This window comes from Mycolicibacterium chubuense, from assembly GCF_001044255.1.
Classification (GTDB): Bacteria; Actinomycetota; Actinomycetes; order Mycobacteriales; family Mycobacteriaceae; genus Mycobacterium; species Mycobacterium chubuense.
On the sequence record NZ_JYNX01000013.1, the window covers coordinates 1 to 24,258 of the forward strand.

The window sequence follows — 24,258 nt, forward strand, 5'->3', positions numbered from 1 at the left end:
CCGCGTCGTATTCGGACACCTACACACCGATCACAACAACCGTCACCCCGCTTGCCAAACAGCAGCGGCTTGACATAGGAGAAACCCATGGTGGTGCCGTCGTCGACACCCGAGGCGCAACGTGTGCTGCGGGTCCTGGTCTACAGCAGCAATCCGAGGACTCGTGAGCAGGTTCGGCTGGCCCTGGGCAAGCGGGTGCACCCCGAGCTCCCCGAACTGAGCTACCTGGACGTCGCCACCGGCCCGATGGTGATCAAACAGATGGACGAGGGCGGGTTCGACCTGGTGATCCTCGACGGCGAGGCCACCCCGGTCGGGGGGATGGGGATCGCCAAACAACTCAAGGACGAGATCGAGCACTGCCCACCGGTGCTGGTGCTGACGGGGCGGCCCGACGACGCGTGGCTGGCCAACTGGTCCCGCGCGGAGGCGGCGGTCCCCCACCCGATCGACCCCATCCGGCTCGGCGACGCCGTCGTGTCGCTCCTGCGCGCCGCGGCCTGAGCCGCCGACACGCGAAAAACCCTGCTGGCCTTGCCTTTTGGAGGCAAGGGGGGATCCCGAGGGGACGCCACTAGCGATACTAATCAAAATGTGTGGCTTGCATCCCGAACAGGGCTAGGCTGTGTGATAGCTCACATCGACAGCCCCCGAGGAGCGCCCGCGCAGCATGAGCCTGTACACGCCGATCCTGGTTCTTGGTGCGATTGCTGCGGTGTTCGCCGTCGGTTCGGTGGGCATCGCGGTGTTGATCGGACCCCGCCGCTACAACCGCGCCAAGCTCGAGGCCTACGAGTGCGGTATCGAACCGATGGACGCCTCCGACCCCGCGGCGGCGGCCACCGGCCAGCGCTTCCCGATTCGGTACTACCTGACCGCGATGCTGTTCATCGTCTTCGACATCGAGATCGTGTTCCTTTACCCGTGGGCGGTCGCTTTCGACAGTCTCGGTCTGTTCGCACTGGTCGAGATGTTGCTGTTCATGATCATCGTCTTCGTCGCCTACGCCTACGTGTGGCGCAGAGGAGGCCTGCAATGGGACTAGAGGAACGCCTTCCGGGCGGCATCCTGCTGTCCACCGTCGAGAAGGTGGCCGGCTACGTGCGCAAGGGGTCGCTGTGGCCGGCGACTTTCGGTCTGGCGTGCTGCGCGATCGAGATGATGGCCACCGCCGGACCGCGGTTCGACATCTCGCGGTTCGGCATGGAACGGTTCTCCGCGACGCCGCGCCAAGCCGATCTGATGATCGTCGCGGGCCGGGTCAGCCAGAAGATGGCGCCGGTGCTGCGGCAGATCTACGACCAGATGGCCGAGCCCAAATGGGTGCTGGCCATGGGGGTGTGCGCGTCGTCGGGCGGGATGTTCAACAACTACGCCGTGGTGCAGGGCGTCGATCACGTCGTGCCGGTGGACATCTACCTCCCCGGCTGCCCGCCCCGGCCCGAGATGCTGTTGCACGCGATCCTCAAGCTGCACGACAAGATTCAGCAGATGCCACTCGGGGTCAATCGCGAGGAGGCGGTGAGGGAGGCCGAGCAGGCGGCGCTGGCGATTCCGCCGACGATCGAGCTCAAAGGGCTGTTGAGGTGAGCACCGACGGCAACGGCGGTGGCCCCGAGGTCATCGGCGTGCGGCGCGGCATGTTCGGCGCCAAGGGCAGCGGAGACACCTCGGGGTACGGGCGCCTCATCCGGCCGGTGGCGCTGCCCGGGAGCACGCCGCGGCCCTACGGCGGCTATTTCGACGGCGTGGTCGACGCGTTGACGGCCGCACTCGGCGACGACGTGGTCGCGGAGTCCATCGAGCGCGTCGTCGTGTTCCGCGGCGAACTGACGCTCGAGGTGCACCGGGCCCGGCTGCTCACGGTGGCCCGGGCGCTGCGCGACGACGCCGCACTGCGCTTCGAGCTGTGCCTGGGCGTCAACGGCGTGCACTACCCCGAGGACAGCGGCCGCGAACTGCACGCCGTCTACCCGCTGATGTCCATCACCCACAACCGGCGCCTGCGCGTGGAAGTGGCCGCGCCCGATGCCGATCCGCACATTCCGTCGCTGTTCTCGGTCTATCCCACCACCGACTGGCACGAGCGGGAGACGTTCGATTTCTTCGGCATCGTCTTCGACGGCCATCCGTCGCTGACCCGCATCGAGATGCCCGACGACTGGGTCGGCCATCCGCAACGCAAGGACTACCCGCTGGGCGGGGTGCCCGTCGAATATCACGGCGCGCAGATACCCCCGCCCGACGAGCGGAGGGCTTACAACTGATGACGATTTCCCAAGGCCCACCCGAGCGGGTGGTCGTCGTCGGCGGCCAGGATTGGGACCAGGTGGTCATGGCAGCGCGGCAGAACGCGGCCGAGCATGCCGGCGAGCGCATCGTCGTGAACATGGGACCCCAGCATCCGTCGACCCACGGGGTGCTGCGCCTGATCCTCGAGATCGAGGGCGAGACGATCGTCGAGGCCCGTTGCGGTATCGGCTATCTGCACACCGGGATCGAGAAGAATCTCGAATTCCGGACGTGGACACAGGGTGTCACCTTTGTCACCCGGATGGACTATCTGGCAACGTTTTTCAACGAGACGGTGTACTGCCTCGGCGTAGAAAAGCTGCTCGACGTCACCGACGCCATCCCCGAGCGCGCGTCGGTGATCCGCGTGATGATGATGGAGCTCAACCGGATCTCCAGCCACCTTGTCGCTCTGGCCACCGGCGGAATGGAACTCGGCGCGATGACCGCGATGTTCCTGGGTTTCCGCGAACGCGAACTGATCCTGTCGGTGTTCGAGACCATCACCGGCCTGCGGATGAACCACGCCTACGTCCGGCCCGGAGGTGTGGCCGTCGACCTCCCGCCCGAGGCCATGCCGCAGCTGCACGACCTGCTGAACCTGCTGCCCGAGCGGCTGCGCGATCTGGAGAACCTGCTCAACGAGAACTACATCTGGAAGGCGCGCACGCTGGGGATCGGCTACCTCGATCTCACGGGATGCATGGCGCTCGGCATCACCGGACCCGTGCTGCGCGCCACCGGCCTTCCGCACGACCTGCGCAAGGCGCAGCCGTACTGCGGCTACGAGACCTACGATTTCGACGTCATCACCGACGACCGCTGTGATTCCTACGGCCGCTACCTGATCCGGGTCAAGGAGATGCGGGAGTCCCTGAAGATCGTCGAGCAGTGCGTGGAACGTCTGGAACGGCTCGCCGATCAGCCGGTGATGATCGAGGACAAGAAGCTGGCGTGGCCGGCCGATCTCGAGGTCGGCCCCGACGGTCTGGGCAATTCACCCGAACACATCGCCAAGATCATGGGCCGCTCGATGGAGGGCCTGATCCACCACTTCAAGATCGTCACCGAGGGAATCCGGGTGCCCGCGGGGCAGGTGTACACGGCAGTGGAGTCGCCCCGCGGGGAGCTCGGGGTGCACATGGTCTCCGACGGCGGGACGCGGCCGTACCGGGTGCACTACCGGGACCCGTCGTTCACGAATCTGCAAGCGGTCGCGGCGATGTGCGAGGGGGGCATGGTGGCTGACGCGATCGCGGCGGTGGCGTCGATCGATCCGGTGATGGGCGGGGTGGACAGGTAGTGAGTATCTTTCTCGAACTCGGGCAGCGGCCCGACGAACCCGGTCCGCCGATCCACGGCCCGGCCGGCTATCCCGCCGACGTCACGGCGCGACTGCGCGACGACGCCGCCGTCATCATCGACCGGTACCCCGACTCGCGGTCGGCCCTGCTGCCGCTGCTGCATCTGGTGCAGGCCGAGGACGGCTACCTCACTCCGGCCGGGATCGCCTTCTGTGCTGAGCAATTGGGCCTGACCGCTGCCGAGGTGACCGCGGTGGCGACCTTCTACTCGATGTACCGCCGCACCCCGACCGGCGATTACCTGGTCGGCGTCTGCACCAACACGCTGTGCGCGGTGATGGGCGGCGACGCGATCCTGGAGACCTTGGAGGACCATCTCGGGATCGGGGCCGGGCAGAGCACTCCGGACGGCCGAATCACGTTGGAGCATGTCGAATGCAACGCGGCGTGCGACTACGCACCCGTCGTGATGGTGAACTGGGAGTTCTTCGACAACCAGACGCCGTCGTCGGCGCGCGACCTCGTCGATGCGCTGCGCGAGGGCGAAAGGCCGACACCGTCGCGCAGCGGGACGCTCTGTACCTTCCGTGAGACCGCGAGAATGCTTGCCGGGCTTGCCCATTCGGGCAGCACCGACGACGCGGGCGCGGTGGGCGCGGCGACGCTGGCCGGGCTGCGCATCGCCCGGGAACGCGGCATGAGCGCCCCGGACACCGACGGACCCCCCAGCGACAGCACCGCCGACGCCCCACGAGACGAGCAGGCCGAAGCGGCCGAGGCCGTCAAGGACGAGGCGGCACCCGCACCGTCGGCCGATGTTCCCGCCCGCGGGCACACCGCGGAGACCGATCCGACCGCGACGGACACGCCATGACCCCTTTGACCCCCGTGCTCAGCAGCTTCTGGGACGAGCCCCAACCGTGGACACTCGAGACCTATCGCCGACACGGCGGCTATCAGGCGCTGGAGCGCGCCCTGTCGATGAGCCCCGATGACGTCATCACCACGGTCAAGGATTCCGGGCTGCGGGGTCGCGGCGGCGCCGGCTTCCCGACGGGGACCAAGTGGTCGTTCATCCCGCAGGAGCGGAGCCCGCGGAGCGACCAGAAGGCACAGGGTGACGAAGGTCCCGCGGCCAAACCGCACTACCTGGTGATCAACGCCGACGAGTCCGAACCCGGCACGTGCAAAGACATGCCGCTGATGCTGACCACACCGCACTTCCTGGTCGAGGGCGCGATCATCGCGGCCTACGCGATCCGTGCCCACCACGCGTTCATCTACCTGCGCGGTGAGGTGCTGCCGGTGCTGCGCCGGTTGCAGACCGCCGTCGCCGAGGCGTACGCGGCCGGCCATCTGGGCACCGACATCGGCGGTTCGGGCTTCGATCTGGAACTCGTGGTGCACGCCGGTGCCGGGGCCTACATCTGCGGCGAGGAGACCGCGCTGCTGGACTCCCTGGAGGGCCGCCGCGGCCAGCCCCGACTACGGCCGCCGTTCCCGGCGGTCGCGGGCCTGTACGCCTGCCCGACCGTCGTCAACAACGTCGAGTCGATCGCCAGCGTGCCGCCCATCCTGCGCAACGGCGTGGACTGGTTCCGGTCGATGGGCACGGAGAAGTCGCCCGGGTTCACGCTGTATTCGCTGTCAGGGCACGTGACCACTCCGGGCCAGTACGAGGCGCCGCTGGGAATCACGCTGCGCGAACTGCTCTCCTACGCAGGCGGTGTGCGCGCCGGGCACGAGCTGAAGTTCTGGACCCCCGGCGGGTCCTCGACTCCCCTGCTGACCGCCGAACATCTCGACGTGCCCCTCGATTACGAGGGCATGGCGGGCGTGGGGTCGATGCTGGGCACCAAGGCCTTGCAGATCTTCGACGACACCACATGCGTGGTGCGCGCGGTGCGCCGCTGGACGCAGTTCTACGCGCACGAATCCTGCGGGAAGTGCACCCCGTGCCGGGAGGGCACGTACTGGCTGGCGCAGATCTACGAGCGCCTCGAGACCGGCCGGGGCACCGAGGAGGATCTCGACAAACTGCTCGACATCTCCGACAACATCTTCGGTAAATCGTTCTGCGCGTTGGGTGACGGCGCCGCCAGCCCGATCCTGTCCTCGCTGAAGCACTTTCGCGACGAGTACGAGGCGCATCTGGATCCCGCCGGGTGTCCCATCGACCCGTACGCGTCGATGCTGGCGGCACCGGAAGGAGTGGGCGCATGACGCTGGCCGAGCACAGCCACGACGCACCGCCGGTCGAGATGGTCACGCTGACGATCGACGGCACCGAGGTGAGCGTCCCGAAGGGCACCCTGGTGATCCGCGCCGCCGAGCTGATGGGGGTACAGATCCCCCGCTTCTGCGACCATCCGCTGCTCGACCCCGTCGGCGCCTGCCGTCAGTGCCTGGTCGAGGTCGAGGGGCAGCGGAAACCGTTGGCGTCCTGCACCACCACCGTGTCCCCCGACATGGTGGTGCGCACGCAGTTCACCTCCGAGGCCGCCGACAAGGCGCAGCACGGGGTGATGGAACTGCTGCTCATCAATCATCCGCTGGACTGCCCGATCTGCGACAAGGGCGGCGAGTGCCCACTGCAGAACCAGGCGATGTCGAACGGCCGCACCGAGACCCGTTTCGACGACGTCAAGCGCACCTTCCCCAAACCGATCGCGATCTCCTCGCAGGTGCTGCTGGACCGCGAACGGTGCGTGCTGTGCGCGCGGTGCACACGCTTCTCCGACCAGATCGCCGGGGATCGTTTCATCGACCTGCTCGAACGCGGGGCGAGCCAGCAGGTGGGCATCGCCACCGGGGAGCCGTTCCAGTCGTACTTCTCCGGCAACACCGTGCAGATCTGTCCGGTCGGGGCGCTGACGGGCACCGCCTACCGGTTCCGCGCCCGGCCGTTCGACCTGGTGTCCAGCCCCAGTGTCTGCGAGCACTGCGCTTCGGGGTGCGCGCAGCGCACCGATCACCGTCGCGGAAAGGTGCTGCGCCGGCTGGCCGGCGACGACCCCGAGGTCAACGAGGAGTGGAACTGCGACAAGGGCCGCTGGGCCTTCACCTACACCGGGACCGGTGATCGACTGACCACACCGCTGATCCGTGAGGACGGTGCGCTGCGTCCGGCGTCGTGGTCGGAAGCACTCGGCGTGGCGGCAGGCAGGCTGGCGGCATCCGCCGGCAGAGCGGGTGTGCTGGTCGGCGGCCGGTGCACCGCCGAAGACGCCTACACCTATGCGAAGTTCGCCCGAATCGTGCTGGGCAGCAACGACATCGACTTCCGCATCCGGCAGCACAGTGTCGAGGAGGCGGAGTTCCTCGCCGCGCACGTCGCCGGCCGGCCGATGACGGTCACCTACACCGATCTCGAGAAGGCCCCGGCCGTGCTGCTGGCTGGGTTCGAGCCCGAGGAGGAGTCGCCGATCGTCTTCCTGCGGCTGCGCAAGGCGGTGCGGCGGCACGGTGTCCGCGTGTTGTCGGTGGCACCGCTGGCGTCGCGCGGTCTGCGCAAGCTGTCCGGCGAGGTGTTCCTCACCGCCCCGGGCGCCGAACCCGCGGCGCTGGACGGCCTGGCCGGCAACGAGCTGCTGTCGATGCCCGGCGCACTCATCCTGGTCGGGGAACGGCTCGCAGCCACGCCGGGTGCGCTGACGGCCGCGGCGCGGCTCGCGGCCTCGACCGGGGCACGGTTGGCGTGGGTGCCCCGCCGGGCCGGTGAGCGCGGAGCCCTCGAAGCGGGGGCGCTGCCGAACCTGCTGCCCGGTGGACGCCCCGTCGGCGACGACACTGCACGGGCGCAGATGGCTGCCGCGTGGAACGTCGACGGGCTGCCGGCCGCGCCGGGACGCGACACCGCCGCGATTCTCGCGGCCGCCACGGCCGGCGGGCTGGACGCCCTGTTGGTCGGCGGGGTCGACGTCGACGACCTGGTCGACCCGGCGGCCGCCGTCGCGGCGCTCGACGCCGCACCGTTCGTGGTCAGCCTGGAGCTGCGCCACAGTGCGGTGACCGAGCGTGCCGACGTGGTCTTCCCGGTCGCCCCGGTCGTGGAGAAGGCCGGCTCGTTCGTCAACTGGGAGGGCCGGATCCGGCCGTTCGAGGCGTCGTTGCGCACCAACGCGATTCCCGACCAGCGGGTGTTGACCTACCTGGCCGACGAGATCGGGATCGACCTCGGCCTGCCGAGCGCCTCGGCCGCGGCCGACGAACGCGCCCGGATCGGACTGTGGGCAGGAGCCCGCGACGCCGCCGGACAGGCCGCGCCACCATCGCCCGCACCGGAGCGGGGTCAGGCGGTGCTCGCAACGTGGCGCCTCCTGCTGGACAACGGCCGACTGCAGGACGGCGAACCGCATCTCGCGGGCACGGCCCACCGCCCCGTGGTGCGGCTGTCCGCCGCCACGGCCGCCGAGATCGACGCCGCCGCCGGTGACCCGGTCACCGTGAGCACCGAACGCGGCACGATCACCCTGCCGTTGGCCGTCACCGACATGGCCGACCGCGTGGTCTGGCTGCCGATGAATTCACCCGGCAGCACGGTTCATTCGACGCTGGGCGCGACGTCCGGAGCTGTCGTATCGATCGGACGGGAGCAGCCGTGACCTATCCCGACCCGACGCTGTTCGGGCACGATCCATGGTGGTTGATCCTCGCCAAATCGCTGGGCATCTTCGTGTTCCTGCTGTTGACGGTGCTCACCGCCATCCTGCTCGAGCGAAAGATCCTGGGCCGCATGCAGATGCGGTTCGGCCCCAACCGGGTCGGTCCGCACGGACTGCTGCAGTCGCTGGCCGACGGCGTCAAGCTCGCCCTCAAGGAGGGATTGATCCCCGCCGGGGTGGACAAGTGGATCTACCTCGCTGCGCCGGTGATCTCGGTCATCCCGGCGTTCATGGCGTTCGCGGTAATCCCGCTCGGTGGTGAGGTGTCGATCTTCGGCCACCGCACCGCACTGCAGTTGACCGACCTCCCCGTCGCGGTGCTCTACATCCTGGCAGTCACCTCGATCGGCGTGTACGGCATCGTGCTCGCGGGATGGGCGTCGGGCTCGGTGTATCCGCTCCTGGGCGGGCTGCGCTCGTCGGCGCAGGTGGTGTCCTACGAGATCGCGATGGCGTTGTCGTTCGCCGCGGTGTTCATCTACTCGGGCACCATGTCGACCTCGGGCATCGTTGCCGCACAGACGGACACGTGGTTCGTGTTCCTGCTGCTGCCGTCCTTCCTGGTCTACCTGACGTCCATGGTGGGCGAGACCAACCGGGCCCCGTTCGATCTGCCCGAGGCCGAAGGTGAGCTCGTCGGCGGTTTCCACACCGAATACTCGTCGCTGAAGTTCGCGATGTTCATGCTCGCCGAGTACGTGAACATGACGACCGTGTCCGCGCTGGCCACCACGCTGTTCCTCGGCGGCTGGCACGCTCCGTGGCCGCTGAGCCTGTGGGAAGGCGCGAATACCGGGTGGTGGCCGCTGCTGTGGTTCACCGCGAAGGTGTGGGTGTTCCTGTTCGTGTTCATGTGGCTGCGGGCGACACTGCCCCGCCTGCGTTACGACCAGTTCATGGCGCTGGGGTGGAAGATTCTGATCCCGGTCTCGCTGGGCTGGATCATGATCGTCGCGACCACCCACACGCTGAGCAACCACGGTTACCAGACATGGTCGACCGCGGCGATCGGGCTCGCGGTCGTGGTGTTCGCGGCTCTGGGCACGTATCTGTGGCGGTCGCGGCGCGCCAAGTCGCCGTCTCCCCCGTCCCCCGTCCGTCCGGCGGGTCCCGGCGCCTTCCCGGTGCCGCCGATGCCGGTGAAGGAGCGTGCAGATGTCTAAGTTCTTCGACGCGGTGGCGGGTTTCGGCGTCACCTTCGGGTCGATGTTCAAAAAGCCGGTCACCGAGGAGTATCCGGAGAAGCCGGGGCCGGTGGCCAAGCGGTACCACGGCCGCCACCAACTCAATCGGTACCCCGACGGTCTGGAGAAGTGCATCGGGTGCGAGCTGTGCGCCTGGGCCTGCCCCGCCGATGCGATCTACGTCGAGGGCGCCGACAACACCGATACCGAACGGTTCTCGCCCGGGGAACGCTACGGCCGCGTGTACCAGATCAACTATCTGCGCTGCATCGGCTGCGGCCTGTGCATCGAAGCCTGCCCCACCCGCGCGTTGACGATGACCAACGACTACGAGATGGCCGACGACAACCGGTCGGACCTGATCTACGGTAAGGACAAGCTGCTGGCCCCGCTGGCTCCCGGGATGGAGCCGCCGCCGCACGCGATGGCGCCGGGCAGCACGGACGACGACTACTACCTCGGCAACATCACGCCGCCGTCGGCGAGGAGCACGCATGGGTGAGACAGTGCTGTTCTGGGTGCTCGCCGTCGTCACGGTGGCGGGCGCGCTGGGTGTGGTGTCCGCACCTAAGGCGGTCTACTCGGCGATCTCGCTGGCCGTCACGATGATCGCGCTCGCGGTGCTCTACATCGCCCAGGACGCGCCGTTTCTCGGCGTGGTCCAGGTGGTGGTGTACACCGGCGCGGTCATGATGCTGTTCCTGTTCGTGCTGATGCTCATCGGCGTCGACTCGTCGGAGTCGCTGGTGGAGACATTGCGCGGGCAGCGGGTCGCGGCGATCGTGATCGGCGTCGGTTTCGGTGTGCTGCTGATCGCCGGCATCGGCACCGTGTCAGCGGCCGGTTTCACCGGGCTGTCCCAGGCCAATGCCAACGGCAACGTCGAAGGCCTCGCCGCGTTGATCTTCACGAAGTACCTGTGGGCCTTCGAGTTGACCGGTGCGCTGCTCATCACGGCCGCGCTGGGCGCGATGGTGTTAGCGCACCGGGAACGCTTCGAGCGGCGCAAGACCCAGCGCGAGCTCGCGGCCGAACGGTTCGCCCCCGGTGGTCACCCGACCACGCTGCCCAATCCCGGGGTGTACGCCCGCCACAACGCCGTCGACGTGCCCGCCCGGCTGCCCGACGGAACCGGCTCCGAGTTGTCGGTCAGCGCAATCCTGCAGCTGCGGCCGGTGCCCGACGACCGCGGTGCCGACCACGGCGGGAACGGCGAGAGCCGATGAACCCGGACAACTACCTCTACCTCTCGGCGCTGCTGTTCACCATCGGCGCGGCCGGAGTACTGTTGCGGCGCAACGCGATCGTCATGTTCATGTGCGTCGAGCTGATGCTCAACGCCGGGAACCTCGCGTTCGTCGCGTTCTCCCGGATCCACGGCCAACTCGATGGACAGGTGGTGGCGTTCTTCACGATGGTCGTCGCGGCCTGCGAGGTCGTGATCGGCCTGGCGATCATCATGACCATCTTCCGGACCCGGCGCTCGGCGAACGTCGACGACGCCAGCCTGCTGAGGCACTAGGCCACCATGACGCTTCCCGTGTGGCTGCTCATCGCCCTGCCGCTGGCGGGCGCACTGGTGCTGTTGCTGGCCGGCCGACGCTCCGACCCCTGGGGCCACCTGCTGGGCACCGCCGCGGCGCTGGCGTCGTTCATCTGCGCGGCAGTGCTTTTCGCCGACATGCTGGGCCGGGACGCCGAAGAGCGCGCGATGCACCAGAGCCTGTTCAGCTGGGTGCCCGTCGGCGAGTTGCGCGTCGACTTCGGCCTGCAGCTCGACCAGTTGTCGATGTGCTTCGCGTTGCTGATCACCGGTGTCGGCTCACTGATCCACATCTATTCGATCGGCTACATGAAGGAGGACGTCGGTCGCAGACGATTCTTCGCGTATCTGAACCTGTTCCTCGCCGCGATGCTGCTGCTGGTGCTCGCCGACAACTACCTCGGTCTCTACATGGGCTGGGAGGGTGTGGGTCTCGCGTCGTACCTGCTGATCGGCTTCTGGTCGCACAAGCCGTCGGCCGCCACCGCGGCCAAGAAGGCGTTCGTCGTCAACCGGGTCGGTGACATCGGGTTGGCCGTCGCGCTGATGGTGATGTTCTCCGCCATCGGCGCGGTGTCCTTCAGCGGCGTATTCGGTGCCGCGCCGCAACTGGGCGAGGGCACACTCACCGCGATCGGTCTGCTGCTGCTCCTCGCCGCGTGCGGCAAGTCGGCCCAGGTCCCTCTGCAGTCCTGGCTCGGCGACGCGATGGAGGGTCCCACACCGGTGTCGGCGCTCATCCACGCCGCGACCATGGTCACCGCCGGGGTGTACCTGATCGTGCGCTCGGCGCCGGTCTTCGACCTCGCCCCGCACGCGCAGACCGCGGTGGTGGTCGTCGGCGCGGTCACGTTGTTGTTCGGCGCCATCGTCGGCTGCGCCAAGGACGACATCAAGAAGGCGCTCGCAGCGTCGACGATGAGTCAGATCGGCTACATGGTGCTGGCCGCGGGTCTGGGACCGGCCGGCTACGCGTTCGCGATCATGCACCTGCTGACCCACGGCTTCTTCAAGGCCGGCCTGTTCCTCGGCGCCGGGTCGGTGATGCACGCGATGAACGACGAGGTGAACATGCGCCGTTACGGCGGGCTGCGCAAGGCCCTGCCGGTGACGTTCGTGACCTTCGGCCTCGGCTACCTCGCGATCATCGGAATCCCGCCGCTGGCCGGGTTCTTCTCCAAGGACGGCATCATCGAGGCCGCGCTCGGCGCAGGCGGCATCAAGGGCGTCATCCTCGGCACGGCAACGATTCTCGGAGCCGGGATCACCGCGTTCTACATGACCCGGGTGATGCTGATGACGTTCTTCGGGGAGAAGCGCTGGGCTGCCGGGGCGAGCGAAGCGACGGGAGAAAGACCCGTGGCGCATCCACACGAGGCGCCCGCGGTGATGACGTGGCCGATGATCCTGCTCGCGGTGGGCTCGGTGACCGCCGGTGGCGCGTTGGCACTCGGCGGCACCCTGGAGCACTGGCTCGAACCGGTGGTCGGCGCCCACGAGGCGCACCACGCCGTGCCGGTCTGGGTGGTGACCGTGGTGGTGCTGGCCGTGGTCGCGGTCGGGATCCTGATCGCCTACCGCATGTACGGGACGCGCGCGGTGCCCGCCGAGGCGCCGGCAGGATCGGCGCTGACCGTCGCCGCGCGGCGCGATCTCTACGGCGATGCGTTCAACGAGAGGGTGCTGATGGCGCCGGGGGCGCAATTGACCAGGGGACTCACCGAACTCGACGACGAGGCGGTCGACGGCGCGGCCAGTGGCCTGGCCGCGGGGATCGGCCGCCTGTCCGGGCGGCTCAGACAGGTGCAGACCGGATTCGCGCGTTCCTACGCGCTGTCCATGCTGGCCGGTGCGACGTTCGTCGTCGCGCTGATCCTGGCGGTGAACCTGTGGTGACGACCGGAACGTCTTCGATGTCCCTGCCGTGGCTGACCGTGCTCTGGGTCCTCCCGATGCTGGGCGCGGTGGTGGTGATGGTGCTGCCCGCGGCCGCCCGTTCGCTGGCCAAGTGGGTGGCGCTGGCCGTCGCACTGGCGGTGCTCGCCGTCACCGCGGTCGTCGCCGTCGGCTTCGACCCCGGCGGCGAGCAGTACCAGTTCGTCGAGAATTACCGCTGGATCCCGTCTTTCGGCACCGGCTACATCCTCGGCGTCGACGGCATCGCACTCGCCCTCGTGGTGCTGACGGCGGTTCTGGTGCCGCTGCTGATCGTCGCGGGCTGGAACGACGCCGGCGACCGGCTCAGCTGGGGCGGCCGCTCGGTGCACATCTACTTCGCGCTGACGCTGGCCGTCGAGGGGATGGTGCTGATCTCCCTGGTTTCGCTGGACATCCTGCTGTTCTACGTGTTCTTCGAAGCGATGCTGATCCCGATGTACTTCCTGATCGGCGGATTCGGCGGACGCGACCGCAGCCGAGCGGCAGTGAAGTTCCTGCTGTACAACCTGTTCGGCGGTCTGATCATGCTCGCCGCGGTCGTCGGACTCTATGTCGCGACGTCCACGAGCGGCGCGTTCGACGGGGGCACCTTCGACGTGCGGGCGATCGTCGCGGCGGTCGCCGGCGGCGAGTTCACGATGAACCCGGTGGTGATGCACCTGCTGTTCGGTGGCTTCATGTTCGCGTTCGCGGTGAAGGCGCCGCTGTGGCCGCTGCACCGCTGGCTGCCCGACGCCGCGGTCGAGGCCACCCCGGCCAGCGCGGTGCTGATGATGGCGATCATGGACAAGGTCGGGACGTTCGGCATGATCCGGTACTGCCTGACGCTGTTTCCGGACTCCGCGAAGTTCTTCAGCCCCTTGATCATCACGCTGGCGGTGATCGGCATCATCTACGGCGCGGTCGTCGCGATCGGTCAGACCGACGTGATGCGGTTGATCGCCTACACGTCGATCTCGCACTTCGGCTTCATCATCCTGGGGATCTTCGTGATGACCACGCAGGGCCAGTCCGGGTCGACGCTGTACATGGTCAACCACGGCATCTCGACCGCGGCGCTGTTCCTGATCGCCGGATTCCTGGTGTCGCGCCGCGGTTCCCGCCTCATCAGTGCCTACGGCGGTGTTCAGAAGGTGGCGCCGGTGCTCGCCGGCACCTTCCTGGTGGCGGGGCTGGCCACGCTGTCGCTACCCGGGCTGGCACCGTTCATCAGTGAATTCCTGGTTCTCATCGGCACCTTCACCCGCTACCCGGTGTTCGGTGTGCTGGCCGCCGGCGCGCTGGTGCTCTCGGCGATCTACGTGCTGTGGATGTACCAGCGGATGATGACCGGACCCACCCCGCCGACCCTCGCCGAGGGCGACACCCGGCTGCCCGATCTGCGGGCACGCGAGATCGCCGTCGTCGCACCGCTGATCGCGCTGCTCCTCCTCCTCGGGGTGTATCCCAAGCCCGCACTCGACGTGATCAATCCCGCGGTGACGCACACGCTGACGACGATCGACCAGCCCGACCCGGCACCCCGGATGGCGGAAGGCCCGGCGCGATGAACCTGCCCACCCCGTCCATCGAGTACAGCCTGATCGCGCCGATGCTGATCGTCTTCGGCGCGGCCGTCCTCGGGGTGCTGCTGGAAGCCGTCCTCCCCCGCCGGCTGCGCTACCCCGCGCAGGTCGCGCTCAGCCTGGCGGCTCTGATCGGCGCGTTCGTCGCGGTCGTTCTGGTCGCGCGGGACATGCACGGCGGCAACGGAACAACTGCGGTGATGGGGGCGGTGGCCGTCGACCGGCCCGCGCTGTTCCTGCAGGGCACCATCGTGCTCGTCGGCATCCTCGGGGTCCTGCTGATCGGCGAGCGCCGGATCGCCGTGCCCGACCGCGGCGCGGAGCGCGGCGGACTGGACGCCTTCACCCCCCAGGCCTCCGCGATCGCCGGCAGCGTCGCCGAGAAGCAGGCGACCGCGGCGGGCGTGATCCAGACCGAGGTCTTCCCGTTGACCATGTTCGCCGTCGGCGGCATGCTGCTGTTCCCCGCGGCCGACGATCTGCTGACGATGTTCATCGCGCTCGAAGTCCTCTCGTTGCCGCTGTATCTGCTATGCGGGCTGGCGCGCCGGCGACGGTTGCTGTCCCAGGAGTCCTCCCTGAAGTACTTTCTGCTGGGGGCGTTCTCGTCGGCGTTCTTCCTGTACGGCGCGGCGATGCTGTACGGGTATGCCGGCACGCTGTCGCTGCCGGGCATCGCCGAGGCAGTGTCGGCGGACACGGGTTCACGGTCCCTGGCGTTGATCGGCATTGCGCTGCTCCTGGTCGGCGTGTTGTTCAAAGTCGGTGCCGTGCCGTTCCATTCGTGGATCCCCGACGTGTACCAGGGCGCGCCGACGCCGATCACCGCGTTCATGGCCGCGGCCACCAAGATCGCGGCATTCGGCGCGATGCTGCGCCTGTTCTACGTTGCGCTGCCCGGCCTGCACGACGACTGGCGCCCCGTGCTGTGGACCATCGCGATCGCCACCATGGCCGTCGGCACCGTCACCGCCGTCACGCAGAACGACGTGAAACGGATGCTGGCGTATTCGGCGGTGGCGCACAGCGGGTTCATCCTCACCGGCGTGGTCGCCGGCAACGAGTCGGGGCTGTCGTCGACGCTGTTCTATCTGTTCGCCTACGGGTTCTCCACCGTCGGGGCGTTCGCCGTGGTCGGCCTGGTCCGTGATGCCGACGGCGAGGAGGACACCGCGCTGGCGCGGTGGGCAGGGCTGGGGAAACGCTATCCACTGGTCGGCATCGTGTTCTCGCTGTTTCTGTTGGCGTTCGCCGGGATTCCGTTGACCAGCGGGTTCGTCAGCAAGTTCGCGGTGTTCAAGGCGGCCGGCGAAGGCGGGGCCATCCCGCTGGTGGTGGTCGGCGTGGTCGCCAGCGCGATCGCGGCGTACTTCTATGTGCGCGTGATCGTGCTGATGTTCTTCACCGACCGTCCCGACGACGCGCCGACCGTGGTGGTGCCCAGCGTGCTGACGACGGCCGTCGTAGTGGTCACCGCGGCGGTGACGTTCCTGCTCGGCGCGCTGCCGCAACCGCTGCTCGACCTGGCCAACGCGGCCAACCGCTTCCTCTGATGTCGACCGATCTCGTGCTCACCGAAGACCATGGCGCCGTCCGCGTGATCACGCTGAACCGCCCGCAGGCGCGCAACGCGCTCAGCCGCGATCTGATCCGCGCCTGCTACGCCGCGTTGACCGCCGCGGACGCCGACGAGTCCGTCCGCGCAGTGGTGCTCACAGGTGCCGATCCCGCATTCTGCGCCGGCGTCGACCTCAAAGAAGCTGCGCGCGATGGCCTTTCGTACTTCGAGGAGTTCCGCTCGCAGAGCTGTATCGCCGCGGTGGCCGCCATGCGGACCCCGGTGGTGGGAGCGGTGAACGGGGCCACGTTCACCGGTGGTCTGGAGATGGCGCTGGGCTGCGACTTCCTGATCGCCTCCGAGCGGGCGGTGTTCGCCGACACCCATGCCCGGGTGGGCATCCTGCCCGGCGGCGGCATGACGGCGCGGCTCCCCCAGCTGGTCGGTGCCGCGATGGCGCGGCGTCTGTCGATGACCGGAGAGGTGGTCGACGCTGCGCGCGCCGAGCGGATCGGTCTGGTCACCGAGGTGGTGCCGCATGGCCGGCTGCTCGAGCGGGCCGTCGAGCTCGCCACCCAGATCGCCGACGTGCCCGGGCCCACGATGCGCGGCCTCAAAGAGATCTACACCAGCGGCGCGGCCGCCGTGACCGATCCCGCGCTGGCCGCCGAGGAACGCATCGCGTTCGCGCAGCACCGCGAGTTCGACACTCTCGGCGACCGCTTCACCGCCGTCGCGCAGCGCAACAGGGAGCAGATCAACCCGGGCTGACTACGGCGCTGCCACGCCGTGCAGCAGGATCGACGTGGTGTTGTCCACCCACGCCGCACTCGCCAGGTAGTCGGGGGCCTGCAGCAGGGCCAGCATCGTCGCGCCGCCGATGAGGTGAACCAGGCCGTCGGGATCCACGTCGTCGCGCACCTCGCCCCGGTCGACCGCGTCACGCAATCGGGTCCCCACGGCGGCGAACAGGTCGGTGAACCGTGCGCTGACGCGGCCCAGCATCGCGGGGTCGGCCGACATGTCGGAGATGAGCCCGGGCAGCGCCGCGGCCACCACGGGGCTGGTGAACACATCGCGCGCCGCCGCCACCATCGCCCGCAGATCCGCGGCGATGTCACCGGGCGGGGTGTCGATCGCCGACGGGGTGACCGGGAAGGCCGCCTCGTGGACGAGTTCGGCCTTGCTCGACCACCGGCGGTACAGCGCGGTCTTGGTGGTGCCGGCGCGCTCGGCGACTGCGGCCATCGTGACGTTGGCGTAGCCGATTTCGACAAGGAGATCCGCCGTGGCCCGCAATATGGCAGCGTCGATACGCGGGTCGCGTGGGCGTCCGGCACTCGGGGCCTTGTCAGCCGAGGACGGGTCTGCTTTCATATCGCTACCCACCGTATCGTATTGGCAGGCGCCAGGACCTCGATTCGTGGCGGGAAGGACTCTCTCGTGACCACTGACCCAGCCGTCGAGGACGTCGACCGGCTCCAACGGTCCAGCCGCGACATGACCAACGTCCCTGCCGCGCTGTCCACCTGGCTGTCGACGGTGCTGCCCAACACCACCCCCGAGATCACCGTCGACAGCGGCGTCGACGCCAATGGCATGTCGTCGGAGACCATCCTGGTCTCGGGCCGCTGGGTGCAGGGCGGTAACCCCGTCGAGCAGCGGTGGGTCGCGCGAGTGGCCCCCGCCGAGGCGGACGTGCCGGTCTTCGAGCACTACCGGCTCGATCACCAGCACGAGGTGATGCGCCTGGTCGCCGAGTTGACCGATGTCCCGGTGCCACCGGTGCGCTGGCTCGAGCGTTCCGGTGACGTGCTGGGGCGGCCGTTCTTCCTGATGGACCGCGTCGACGGGATTGTGCCGCCCGACGTGATGCCCTACACCTTCGGCGGTAACTGGCTCTTCGACGCCGATCCGGAGCAGCAGCGCCTGCTGCAGGACAACACCGTGAAGGTGTTGGCCGCGCTGCACTCGATCCCCAACGCCCAGCAGACGTTCGGCTTCCTGCAGGACATCGACCCGCCCGGGGAGACCGCGCTGCACCGGCACTTCGGCTGGCTGAAGAGCTGGTATGAGTTCAGCGTTCCCGACATCGGGCGCTCACCGCTGGTCGAGCGGGCGCTGGCGTGGCTCGAGGAGCGTTTTCCCGCCGACGTGGCCGCGACCGAACCCGTACTGGTGTGGGGGGATTCGAGGATCGGCAACGTCATGTACCGCGACTTCTCCCCCGTCGCGGTACTGGATTGGGAGATGGCCACCGTGGGTCCGCGCGAGTTCGACGTCGCGTGGCTCGCGTTCGCGCACATGGTGTTCCAGGAGTTGACCAAGCTCGCCGGACTCCCCGGGATGCCGGACTTCCTGCGCGAGGACGACATCCGGGCCACCTACCGCGACGTCACGGGCGTGGAGGTCGGCGACCTCGACTGGTTCTACGTGTACTCCGCGGTGGTGTGGTGCTGCGTGTTCATGCGCACCGGCGCCCGGCGCGTGCACTTCGGCGAGATCGAGAAGCCCGCCGACGTCGAGACGCTGTTCTACCACGCCTCACTGCTGAAACGACTGTTAGGAGAAGCGCTCTGATGCTCGGACCGATGGACGAGTACCCGGTACACCAGGTTCCGCAACCGATCGCATGGCCGGGCTCCTCGGACCGTAACTTCTACGACCGGTCCTACTTCAACGCCCATGACCGCACCGGGGACATCTTCGTCGTCACCGGCATCGGCTACTACCCCAACCTCGGGGTCAAGGACGCCTTCCTGCTGGTTCGGCGGGGGGACACCCAGACCGCGGTGCACCTGTCCGACGCCATCGACCAGGACAGGCTCAACCAGCACGTCGGGAACTACCGCGTCGAGGTGATCGAGCCGCTGCGCAAGCTGCGCATCGTCTGCGACGACACCGAGGGCATCGCCGCTGACCTGACATGGGAGGGGTTGTTCGACGTCGTCCAGGAGCAGCCGCACATCATGCGTCGCGGCAATCGGATCACGTTGGACGCGCAGCGCTTCGCCCAGGTGGGCACGTGGAGTGGGCAGCTGTCGATCGACGGTGAGGACATCGCGGTCGATCCGGCGCGCTGGATCGGCACCCGCGACCGCTCCTGGGGGATCCGGCCCGTCGGCGAGGCGGAGCCGGCAGGACGCCCCGACGATCCGCCGTTCGAGGGCATGTGGTGGCTGTACGTGCCGATGGCGTTCGACGACTTCGGCATCGTGATCATCATCCAGGAGGATCCGCAGGGTTTCCGCTCGCTCAACGACTGCACGCGCATCTGGAAGGACGGCCGGGTCGAGCAGCTCGGCTGGCCGCGCGTGAAGATCCACTACCGCTCCGGCACCCGCATTCCCACCGGAGCGAGCATCGACGCCACCGGAAGCGACGGCGGCGCGCTGCATTTCGATGTCGAGTCGAAGCTGGCCGTGCCGATCCACGTCGGCGGTGGCTACGGCGGCGACTCGGACTGGCTGCACGGTGTGTGGAAGGGCGAGCGCTTCACCGAGCGGCTGACCTACGACATGAACGATCCGGCTGTCGTCGGCCGCGCCGGGTTCGGCGTGATCGACCACGTCGGCCGCGCGGTGTGCCGCGACGCCGACAGCGCCGAATGTGAGGGTTGGGGGCTCTTCGAGCACGGCGCGCTGGGGCGCCACGACCCGTCGGGCTTCGCCGACTGGCTCACCGTCGCCCCCTGACCCGTCGCCGAAGGCGGAAACGAGGGTCAGGCTGGGTGCGCTTCGCGCTCCCCCGCGCGGCCGAACACCATCGATTCCTCGATCGACTCCAGGCGCTGGCCGATCGCATCGCGGACATAGGTGTGGCTGAGCATCCACGGCCGCCGTATCCCCGACTTGGGGAGGGCGCTTAGGCCTCTCAACACGTATCCCGACTTCAGGTTGAAGGCCGGCTGCTCGCCCATGGCCTCGTTCCCGAGGTGCGGGTAGGCGTGGGTGTAGCCATGAGAGTTCATGTAGGCCAACAGGTTCGCGACCGCACGTGCCGTCATGTCGGCGCCCAGCGTCCACGACGCGTTGGTGTAGCCCATGCACCAGGCCGCGTTCGGCACGTCCTCGAGCAGATGTCGGCGGTACATGAACCGTTGATGCGGTTCGACTTTCTCGCCGTCGACGGACAGGATGGCACCGCCGAGTGCCTGCATCTGCAGTCCGGTGGCGGTGATGACCGCGTCGGCGTCCAGACGACGACCGGACCTGAGCACGACGCCGTGGGCGTCGAAGTGATCGACGTGGTCGGTGACGATCTCGACGTCACCGGCCGCGACGGCCTTGAGCAGGTCTGCGTCGACCATGAAGCACATGCGCTGGTCCCACGGGTCGTACGGCGGCCGGAAGTGGATGTCGACGGGATAGTTCGCCGGCAGCTCGCGCTTGGTCATCCAGCGCAGTAACCGCTTGCTCAGGGCGGGCGCGCCCCGCGAGACCAGCCACAGCAGCGAGCCGAACATCGACATGACCCAGCGGGCCGCCAGATGCCCGGTGCGCCCGGGCAGGACTCGCCGGATCGCGTTGATGGGCGGCAACACCCGCGGCACCGAGAACAGGTACGACGGAGTGCGCTGCAGCATCGTCACGTGCGCGGCCTTGCTTGCAAGCGATGGGATCATGCTCACCGCGGTGGCACCGCTGCCGATGACGACGAGGCGCTTGCCGGTCGTGTCGAACTCTTCGGGCCAGAGCTGCGGGTGGATCACCTCGCCGCGGAAGTCGCCGAGACCGGGGAAGTCAGGCGCATAGGGTGCGCTGTAGTCGTAGTAGCCACTGGCGAAGAACAGGAACCGGGCCGTGAAGACGTTCTCCGTGCCGTTGTGGTCGGCACGCACAGTCCACGTGTCCGTCGCGGAATCCCAGTCCGCGGAGCGCACCTCGGTCTGGTATCGGATGTGCCGGTCGATCCCGTGTTTGCGTGCAGCGTCGGCCATGTACTGCCAGATGTCGGGGCCGTCGGCGATGGCCTCGGGTCGCGTCCAGGGTTCCCACGGGAACGACAGCGTGAAGATGTCGCTGTCCGAGCGAATCCCCGGATAGCGGAACAGGTCCCACGTCCCGCCGAGCCGCTCGCGTCGCTCCAGGATCGTGAAGGTCAGGTCCGGGTTCTTCTCGCGGATGCGGTACGCGGCGCCGATCCCGGAGAAACCGGCCCCGACGATGATGACGTCACTGTATTCCGACTCGCGCGCATCCATGACCAACCCCCTATGCCGACGTGACCGCCCTCACCGCCGCGCGGCCGAACACCATCGACTCCTCGATCCGGTCGAACCGGTGGTCGATGACGTCGAGCACGTAGTTGTGCCGCACGTTCCACGGACGGCGGGTGCCCGAGCGCGGTAACGCGTGCGGGGCGCGCTTGATGTAGTTCGCCTGCAGGTCGAACGCGGGCTTCTCCGCGATCGGCTCATCACCTCGGTGCGGGTAGGCATGCGTGTAGCCGTGAGAATTCATGTAGGCCACCAGCTTCGCGAAGGCCTTCGCGGTCATGTCGGCCCGCAACGTCCACGAGGCGTTGGTGTAGCCGATGCACCACGCGATGTTCGGCAGATCCTCGATGAGGTACTCCTTGTAGACGAACCGGTCTGTCGGGTCGATCTCGCCGCCGTCGACGAACACCCGGATGCCGCCGAGCGCCTGCAGCTGCAGACCCGTGGCGGTGACGATGATGTCGGCGTCCAGGCGTGCGCCGGAGCTCAGCACGATCCCGGACTCGTCGGCGTGGTCGATGGTGTCGGTCACCACCTCCGCACGGCCCTGCTTCACCTTCTCGAAGAGATCGTTGTCGAGGACCAGGCACATGCGCTGATCCCACGGGTTGTACCGCGGTTTGAAGTGCACGTCGACGTCGTAGCCGGGCGGCAGCGCCGCCATCGTGCGGTTGCGGATCAGCCAGCGGCCGAACCGCGGCGCCTTGCGGAACATGAAGTACGTCAGCACGTGGAACATCGCGTTGCGGAAGCGCACCACGGCATGGGACAGCTTGCGGGGCAGGATCTTGCGGATGGCGTCGACCATCGGGTCGATCCGCGCCATCGACATCATGTACGTCGGCGACCGCTGCAGCATCGTGACGTGTGCCGCCTTCTCGCTCAGCGCGGGAATGAGGCTGATGGCGGTCGCCCCGCTGCCGATCACGACCACCCGTTTGCCCGTGTAGTCGAGGTCGTCGGGCCAGAACTGCGGGTGCACCACCTGCCCGCCGAATCGGTCGAGGCCGGCGATGTCGGGGCGGTAGGGCGCGTCGTAGCTGTAATAGCCGGTGCCGCAGAACAGGAATCGGGCGCGGAAGATGCGCTCCTGCCCGTCCTGCTCGGCGCGCACGGTCCAGGTGTCCGTCGACGAATCCCAGTCCACCGACGTCACGTGCGTGTCGAACCGGATGTGCTGATCGATGCCGTGCTTGCGGGCCGTGTCTTCCAGGTACTGCCGGATGTACTGCCCGTCGGCCACGTTCTCCTGGCGGGTCCACGGCTCCCATGGGAAGGACAGCGTGAAGATGTCGCTGTCCGAACGGATGCCCGGATAGCGGAACAGATCCCACGTGCCGCCGATGCGCGATCGCCGCTCCAGGATGGTGTACCGCAGTCCCGGGTTGCGCTCGGTGGCCCGGTACGCGGCGCCGATCCCGGAGATGCCCGCACCGATGATCAGCACGTCGGAGTAGTCCTGCACCGCAACCTCCTGTGGTCCGCCCGCGTACCACCCACCCTAGGGCTCCGCCACCCGCCCCGTCGACGATCTCGCGCAATCTGTTGACTGGCCGTTCCGTACATAATCGCCGGTTCGGCTGTCCGGCCTGGACATGTACTGCTGTCGTGAATCTCCCTACGGTGAAGCCATGACAGCCATGCTCACCGGCGGACCCTCCCTCGATCAGCGGCGCCGGGTGCGCACCGAGGTTCCGGGTCCGAGGTCGCGGGAGCTGGCGGCCCGCCGCGCGGCGGCGCTGCCGGCGGGCCTGACCAGCTCCGCCGGTGTGTACGTGGCCGCGGCCGGCGGCGGGGTCGTCGTCGACGTGGACGGCAACTCGTTCATCGATCTGGGCAGCGGAATCGCCGTCACCACGGTGGGCAACGCGGCGCCGGCGGTGGTGTCCAGGGCGATGGCCCAGCTGCCGCTGTACACCCACACCTGTTTCCTGGCCACCCCGTACGAGCCCTACATCGAGGTCGCCGAGACACTGAACCGGATCACCCCGGGCGACCACGAGAAGCGCACCGCGCTGTTCAACACCGGCGCCGAGGCGGTGGAGAACGCCGTGAAGTATGCCCGCGCCGCCACCGGACGATCCGCGGTCGTCGTGTTCGACCACGCGTTTCACGGACGGTCGCTACTGACCATGACGATGACCGCGAAGAACCAGCCCTACAAGCACGGCTTCGGCCCGTTCGCCCCCGAGGTGTACCGGGCGCCGATGGCCTACCCGTACCGCTGGCCCTCGGGACCGGAACACTGCGCTGACGAGGCCTTCAGTCAGTTCGCCCAGCTGGTCGACGCGCAGCTCGGCGCCGACGCGGTCGCGTGTGTGGTGGTCGAACCGATCCAGGGTGAGGGCGGCTTCATCGTCCCCGCCGACGGGTTCCTGCGGTCGGTCGCCGCCTTCTGCCGGGACCGCGGCATCCTGCTGGTCGCCGACGAGGTGCAGACCGGCATCGCGCGCACCGGTAGCTGGTTCGCCTCCGACCACGAGGGCCTGGTGCCCGACCTGCTCGTCACCGCCAAGGGTCTGGCCGGCGGGTTGCCGTTGGCGGCGGTCACCGGTCGTGCCGACGTCATGGACGCCGCGCAGCCGGGTGGTATCGGCGGCACCTACAGCGGCAATCCCGTGGCCTGCGCCGCCGCGCTCGGGGTGTTCGAGGAGATCGAGACCGCCGACCTGCTGTCGCGCGCCCGGGTCATCGGCGACGTGATGGCGCGCGAACTGGCCGACATCGCCCGGCGCACCGGTGTGATCGGCGAGATCCGCGGCCGCGGCGCGATGATGGCGATCGAACTGGTGGTGCCGGGCAGCCGTGACCCGCACCGCGACGCGGTGGCCGCGCTGACCCGGCACTGCCTCGACAACGGCGTGCTCACCCTCACCGCGGGGACGTTCGGCAACGTGCTGAGATTCCTGCCCCCGCTGACCATCTCCGATGCGCTGCTCGTCGAGGCCTTCGACGTCCTGCGCGACGGCTTCTCCACCCTCTGACCGAACGG

General features: G+C 68.3%; 22 protein-coding genes. 19 read left to right on the forward strand and 3 right to left on the reverse strand.

The features are described 5' to 3' along the window. The first annotated feature begins 87 nt into the window (after window positions 1-87). The 16 genes from MCHUDSM44219_RS02155 (at window position 88) to MCHUDSM44219_RS02230 (ending at window position 16,819) form a co-directional block, all read left to right on the forward strand. A complete protein-coding gene (locus tag MCHUDSM44219_RS02155; protein WP_048416587.1) occupies window positions 88-504 on the forward strand; it encodes an Rv3143 family two-component system response regulator in 417 nt (138 codons plus the stop codon). A gap of 166 nt (window positions 505-670) precedes the next feature. Then, window positions 671-1,045, forward strand: coding sequence for an NADH-quinone oxidoreductase subunit A (locus MCHUDSM44219_RS02160; protein ID WP_043407004.1), 375 nt, complete (start codon window positions 671-673; stop codon window positions 1,043-1,045). After that, entirely contained in the window at window positions 1,036-1,590 is a 555-nt protein-coding gene (locus tag MCHUDSM44219_RS02165) for a NuoB/complex I 20 kDa subunit family protein (protein ID WP_048416588.1), read from the forward strand. The genes MCHUDSM44219_RS02160 and MCHUDSM44219_RS02165 overlap by 10 nt, the downstream gene beginning before the upstream one ends. After that, on the forward strand, window positions 1,587-2,267 hold the full coding sequence (locus MCHUDSM44219_RS02170; protein ID WP_048416589.1) for an NADH-quinone oxidoreductase subunit C: 681 nt from the start codon (window positions 1,587-1,589) through the stop codon (window positions 2,265-2,267). Before MCHUDSM44219_RS02165 ends, MCHUDSM44219_RS02170 begins: the two co-directional genes overlap by 4 nt. Then, entirely contained in the window at window positions 2,267-3,595 is a 1,329-nt protein-coding gene (nuoD, locus tag MCHUDSM44219_RS02175; protein WP_048416590.1) for an NADH dehydrogenase (quinone) subunit D, read from the forward strand. The genes MCHUDSM44219_RS02170 and nuoD overlap by 1 nt, the downstream gene beginning before the upstream one ends. Next, window positions 3,595-4,470 carry an NADH-quinone oxidoreductase subunit NuoE gene (nuoE, locus tag MCHUDSM44219_RS02180; RefSeq protein ID WP_048416591.1) on the forward strand — a complete coding sequence of 292 codons (876 nt, stop codon included), beginning with the start codon at window positions 3,595-3,597 and terminating at the stop codon, window positions 4,468-4,470. Before nuoD ends, nuoE begins: the two co-directional genes overlap by 1 nt. Next, on the forward strand, window positions 4,467-5,819 hold the full coding sequence (nuoF, locus tag MCHUDSM44219_RS02185; RefSeq protein WP_048416592.1) for an NADH-quinone oxidoreductase subunit NuoF: 1,353 nt from the start codon (window positions 4,467-4,469) through the stop codon (window positions 5,817-5,819). The genes nuoE and nuoF overlap by 4 nt, the downstream gene beginning before the upstream one ends. Further along, window positions 5,816-8,200: an NADH-quinone oxidoreductase subunit G gene (locus MCHUDSM44219_RS02190; RefSeq protein ID WP_048416593.1), complete on the forward strand. Its 2,385-nt coding sequence runs from the start codon at window positions 5,816-5,818 to the stop codon at window positions 8,198-8,200. Before nuoF ends, MCHUDSM44219_RS02190 begins: the two co-directional genes overlap by 4 nt. Then, window positions 8,197-9,423 carry an NADH-quinone oxidoreductase subunit NuoH gene (gene nuoH, locus MCHUDSM44219_RS02195; RefSeq protein WP_048416594.1) on the forward strand — a complete coding sequence of 409 codons (1,227 nt, stop codon included), beginning with the start codon at window positions 8,197-8,199 and terminating at the stop codon, window positions 9,421-9,423. Before MCHUDSM44219_RS02190 ends, nuoH begins: the two co-directional genes overlap by 4 nt. Continuing rightward, the gene (nuoI, locus tag MCHUDSM44219_RS02200; protein ID WP_048416641.1) at window positions 9,416-9,946 is read left to right on the forward strand and encodes an NADH-quinone oxidoreductase subunit NuoI; all 531 of its coding nucleotides are present in this window, start codon (window positions 9,416-9,418) and stop codon (window positions 9,944-9,946) included. The genes nuoH and nuoI overlap by 8 nt, the downstream gene beginning before the upstream one ends. Then, window positions 9,939-10,670 (forward strand): NADH-quinone oxidoreductase subunit J, encoded by a 732-nt coding sequence (locus tag MCHUDSM44219_RS02205; protein ID WP_048416595.1) that lies wholly within the window; start codon window positions 9,939-9,941, stop codon window positions 10,668-10,670. Before nuoI ends, MCHUDSM44219_RS02205 begins: the two co-directional genes overlap by 8 nt. Further along, window positions 10,667-10,966, forward strand: coding sequence for an NADH-quinone oxidoreductase subunit NuoK (gene nuoK / locus MCHUDSM44219_RS02210; RefSeq protein ID WP_043406980.1), 300 nt, complete (start codon window positions 10,667-10,669; stop codon window positions 10,964-10,966). The genes MCHUDSM44219_RS02205 and nuoK overlap by 4 nt, the downstream gene beginning before the upstream one ends. 6 nt (window positions 10,967-10,972) lie before the next feature. After that, a complete protein-coding gene (nuoL, locus tag MCHUDSM44219_RS02215) occupies window positions 10,973-12,883 on the forward strand; it encodes an NADH-quinone oxidoreductase subunit L (protein ID WP_048416596.1) in 1,911 nt (636 codons plus the stop codon). Between the two features lie 17 nt (window positions 12,884-12,900). Further along, on the forward strand, window positions 12,901-14,475 hold the full coding sequence (locus tag MCHUDSM44219_RS02220) for an NADH-quinone oxidoreductase subunit M (RefSeq protein WP_048416597.1): 1,575 nt from the start codon (window positions 12,901-12,903) through the stop codon (window positions 14,473-14,475). Beyond that, the gene (gene nuoN / locus MCHUDSM44219_RS02225; RefSeq protein WP_048416598.1) at window positions 14,472-16,043 is read left to right on the forward strand and encodes an NADH-quinone oxidoreductase subunit NuoN; all 1,572 of its coding nucleotides are present in this window, start codon (window positions 14,472-14,474) and stop codon (window positions 16,041-16,043) included. The genes MCHUDSM44219_RS02220 and nuoN overlap by 4 nt, the downstream gene beginning before the upstream one ends. Continuing rightward, on the forward strand, window positions 16,043-16,819 hold the full coding sequence (locus tag MCHUDSM44219_RS02230) for an enoyl-CoA hydratase (protein WP_048416599.1): 777 nt from the start codon (window positions 16,043-16,045) through the stop codon (window positions 16,817-16,819). Before nuoN ends, MCHUDSM44219_RS02230 begins: the two co-directional genes overlap by 1 nt. On the opposite strand, the gene MCHUDSM44219_RS02235 is transcribed toward MCHUDSM44219_RS02230, so the two are convergent. Then, window positions 16,820-17,425 (reverse strand): TetR/AcrR family transcriptional regulator C-terminal ligand-binding domain-containing protein, encoded by a 606-nt coding sequence (locus MCHUDSM44219_RS02235; protein ID WP_048416600.1) that lies wholly within the window; start codon window positions 17,423-17,425, stop codon window positions 16,820-16,822. A gap of 66 nt (window positions 17,426-17,491) precedes the next feature. Here MCHUDSM44219_RS02235 and MCHUDSM44219_RS02240 point away from each other — a divergent pair, with 66 nt between their 5' ends. Beyond that, window positions 17,492-18,628: a phosphotransferase family protein gene (locus MCHUDSM44219_RS02240; RefSeq protein WP_048416601.1), complete on the forward strand. Its 1,137-nt coding sequence runs from the start codon at window positions 17,492-17,494 to the stop codon at window positions 18,626-18,628. Further along, window positions 18,628-19,743 (forward strand): Rv3169 family protein, encoded by a 1,116-nt coding sequence (locus MCHUDSM44219_RS02245; RefSeq protein WP_048416602.1) that lies wholly within the window; start codon window positions 18,628-18,630, stop codon window positions 19,741-19,743. Before MCHUDSM44219_RS02240 ends, MCHUDSM44219_RS02245 begins: the two co-directional genes overlap by 1 nt. A gap of 26 nt (window positions 19,744-19,769) precedes the next feature. On the opposite strand, the gene MCHUDSM44219_RS02250 is transcribed toward MCHUDSM44219_RS02245, so the two are convergent. Then, window positions 19,770-21,251 carry a flavin-containing monooxygenase gene (locus MCHUDSM44219_RS02250; RefSeq protein ID WP_048416603.1) on the reverse strand — a complete coding sequence of 494 codons (1,482 nt, stop codon included), beginning with the start codon at window positions 21,249-21,251 and terminating at the stop codon, window positions 19,770-19,772. A 10-nt stretch (window positions 21,252-21,261) separates the two neighbouring features. Beyond that, complete coding sequence (locus tag MCHUDSM44219_RS02255; RefSeq protein WP_048416604.1) at window positions 21,262-22,731, reverse strand: flavin-containing monooxygenase; 1,470 nt, start codon at window positions 22,729-22,731, stop codon at window positions 21,262-21,264. Window positions 22,732-22,897: 166 nt separating this feature from the next. Between MCHUDSM44219_RS02255 and gabT the strand changes: the two genes are divergently transcribed. Continuing rightward, the gene (gene gabT / locus MCHUDSM44219_RS02260) at window positions 22,898-24,250 is read left to right on the forward strand and encodes a 4-aminobutyrate--2-oxoglutarate transaminase (RefSeq protein ID WP_048416605.1); all 1,353 of its coding nucleotides are present in this window, start codon (window positions 22,898-22,900) and stop codon (window positions 24,248-24,250) included. Window positions 24,251-24,258 lie beyond the last annotated feature (8 nt).

Coding starts and splice junctions, on each gene's coding strand:
- MCHUDSM44219_RS02245 (WP_048416602.1), top strand. CDS start 18,628: ATGCTCGGACCGATGGACGAGTACCCGGTACACCAGGTTCCGCAACCG.
- gabT (WP_048416605.1), top strand. CDS start 22,898: ATGACAGCCATGCTCACCGGCGGACCCTCCCTCGATCAGCGGCGCCGG.
- MCHUDSM44219_RS02220 (WP_048416597.1), top strand. CDS start 12,901: ATGTCCCTGCCGTGGCTGACCGTGCTCTGGGTCCTCCCGATGCTGGGC.
- MCHUDSM44219_RS02160 (WP_043407004.1), top strand. CDS start 671: ATGAGCCTGTACACGCCGATCCTGGTTCTTGGTGCGATTGCTGCGGTG.
- nuoI (WP_048416641.1), top strand. CDS start 9,416: ATGTCTAAGTTCTTCGACGCGGTGGCGGGTTTCGGCGTCACCTTCGGG.
- MCHUDSM44219_RS02235 (WP_048416600.1), bottom strand. CDS start 17,425: ATGAAAGCAGACCCGTCCTCGGCTGACAAGGCCCCGAGTGCCGGACGC.
- MCHUDSM44219_RS02205 (WP_048416595.1), top strand. CDS start 9,939: ATGGGTGAGACAGTGCTGTTCTGGGTGCTCGCCGTCGTCACGGTGGCG.
- MCHUDSM44219_RS02155 (WP_048416587.1), top strand. CDS start 88: ATGGTGGTGCCGTCGTCGACACCCGAGGCGCAACGTGTGCTGCGGGTC.
- MCHUDSM44219_RS02165 (WP_048416588.1), top strand. CDS start 1,036: ATGGGACTAGAGGAACGCCTTCCGGGCGGCATCCTGCTGTCCACCGTC.
- MCHUDSM44219_RS02230 (WP_048416599.1), top strand. CDS start 16,043: ATGTCGACCGATCTCGTGCTCACCGAAGACCATGGCGCCGTCCGCGTG.
- MCHUDSM44219_RS02250 (WP_048416603.1), bottom strand. CDS start 21,251: ATGGATGCGCGCGAGTCGGAATACAGTGACGTCATCATCGTCGGGGCC.
- MCHUDSM44219_RS02190 (WP_048416593.1), top strand. CDS start 5,816: ATGACGCTGGCCGAGCACAGCCACGACGCACCGCCGGTCGAGATGGTC.
- nuoD (WP_048416590.1), top strand. CDS start 2,267: ATGACGATTTCCCAAGGCCCACCCGAGCGGGTGGTCGTCGTCGGCGGC.
- nuoK (WP_043406980.1), top strand. CDS start 10,667: ATGAACCCGGACAACTACCTCTACCTCTCGGCGCTGCTGTTCACCATC.
- nuoL (WP_048416596.1), top strand. CDS start 10,973: ATGACGCTTCCCGTGTGGCTGCTCATCGCCCTGCCGCTGGCGGGCGCA.
- nuoN (WP_048416598.1), top strand. CDS start 14,472: ATGAACCTGCCCACCCCGTCCATCGAGTACAGCCTGATCGCGCCGATG.
- nuoF (WP_048416592.1), top strand. CDS start 4,467: ATGACCCCTTTGACCCCCGTGCTCAGCAGCTTCTGGGACGAGCCCCAA.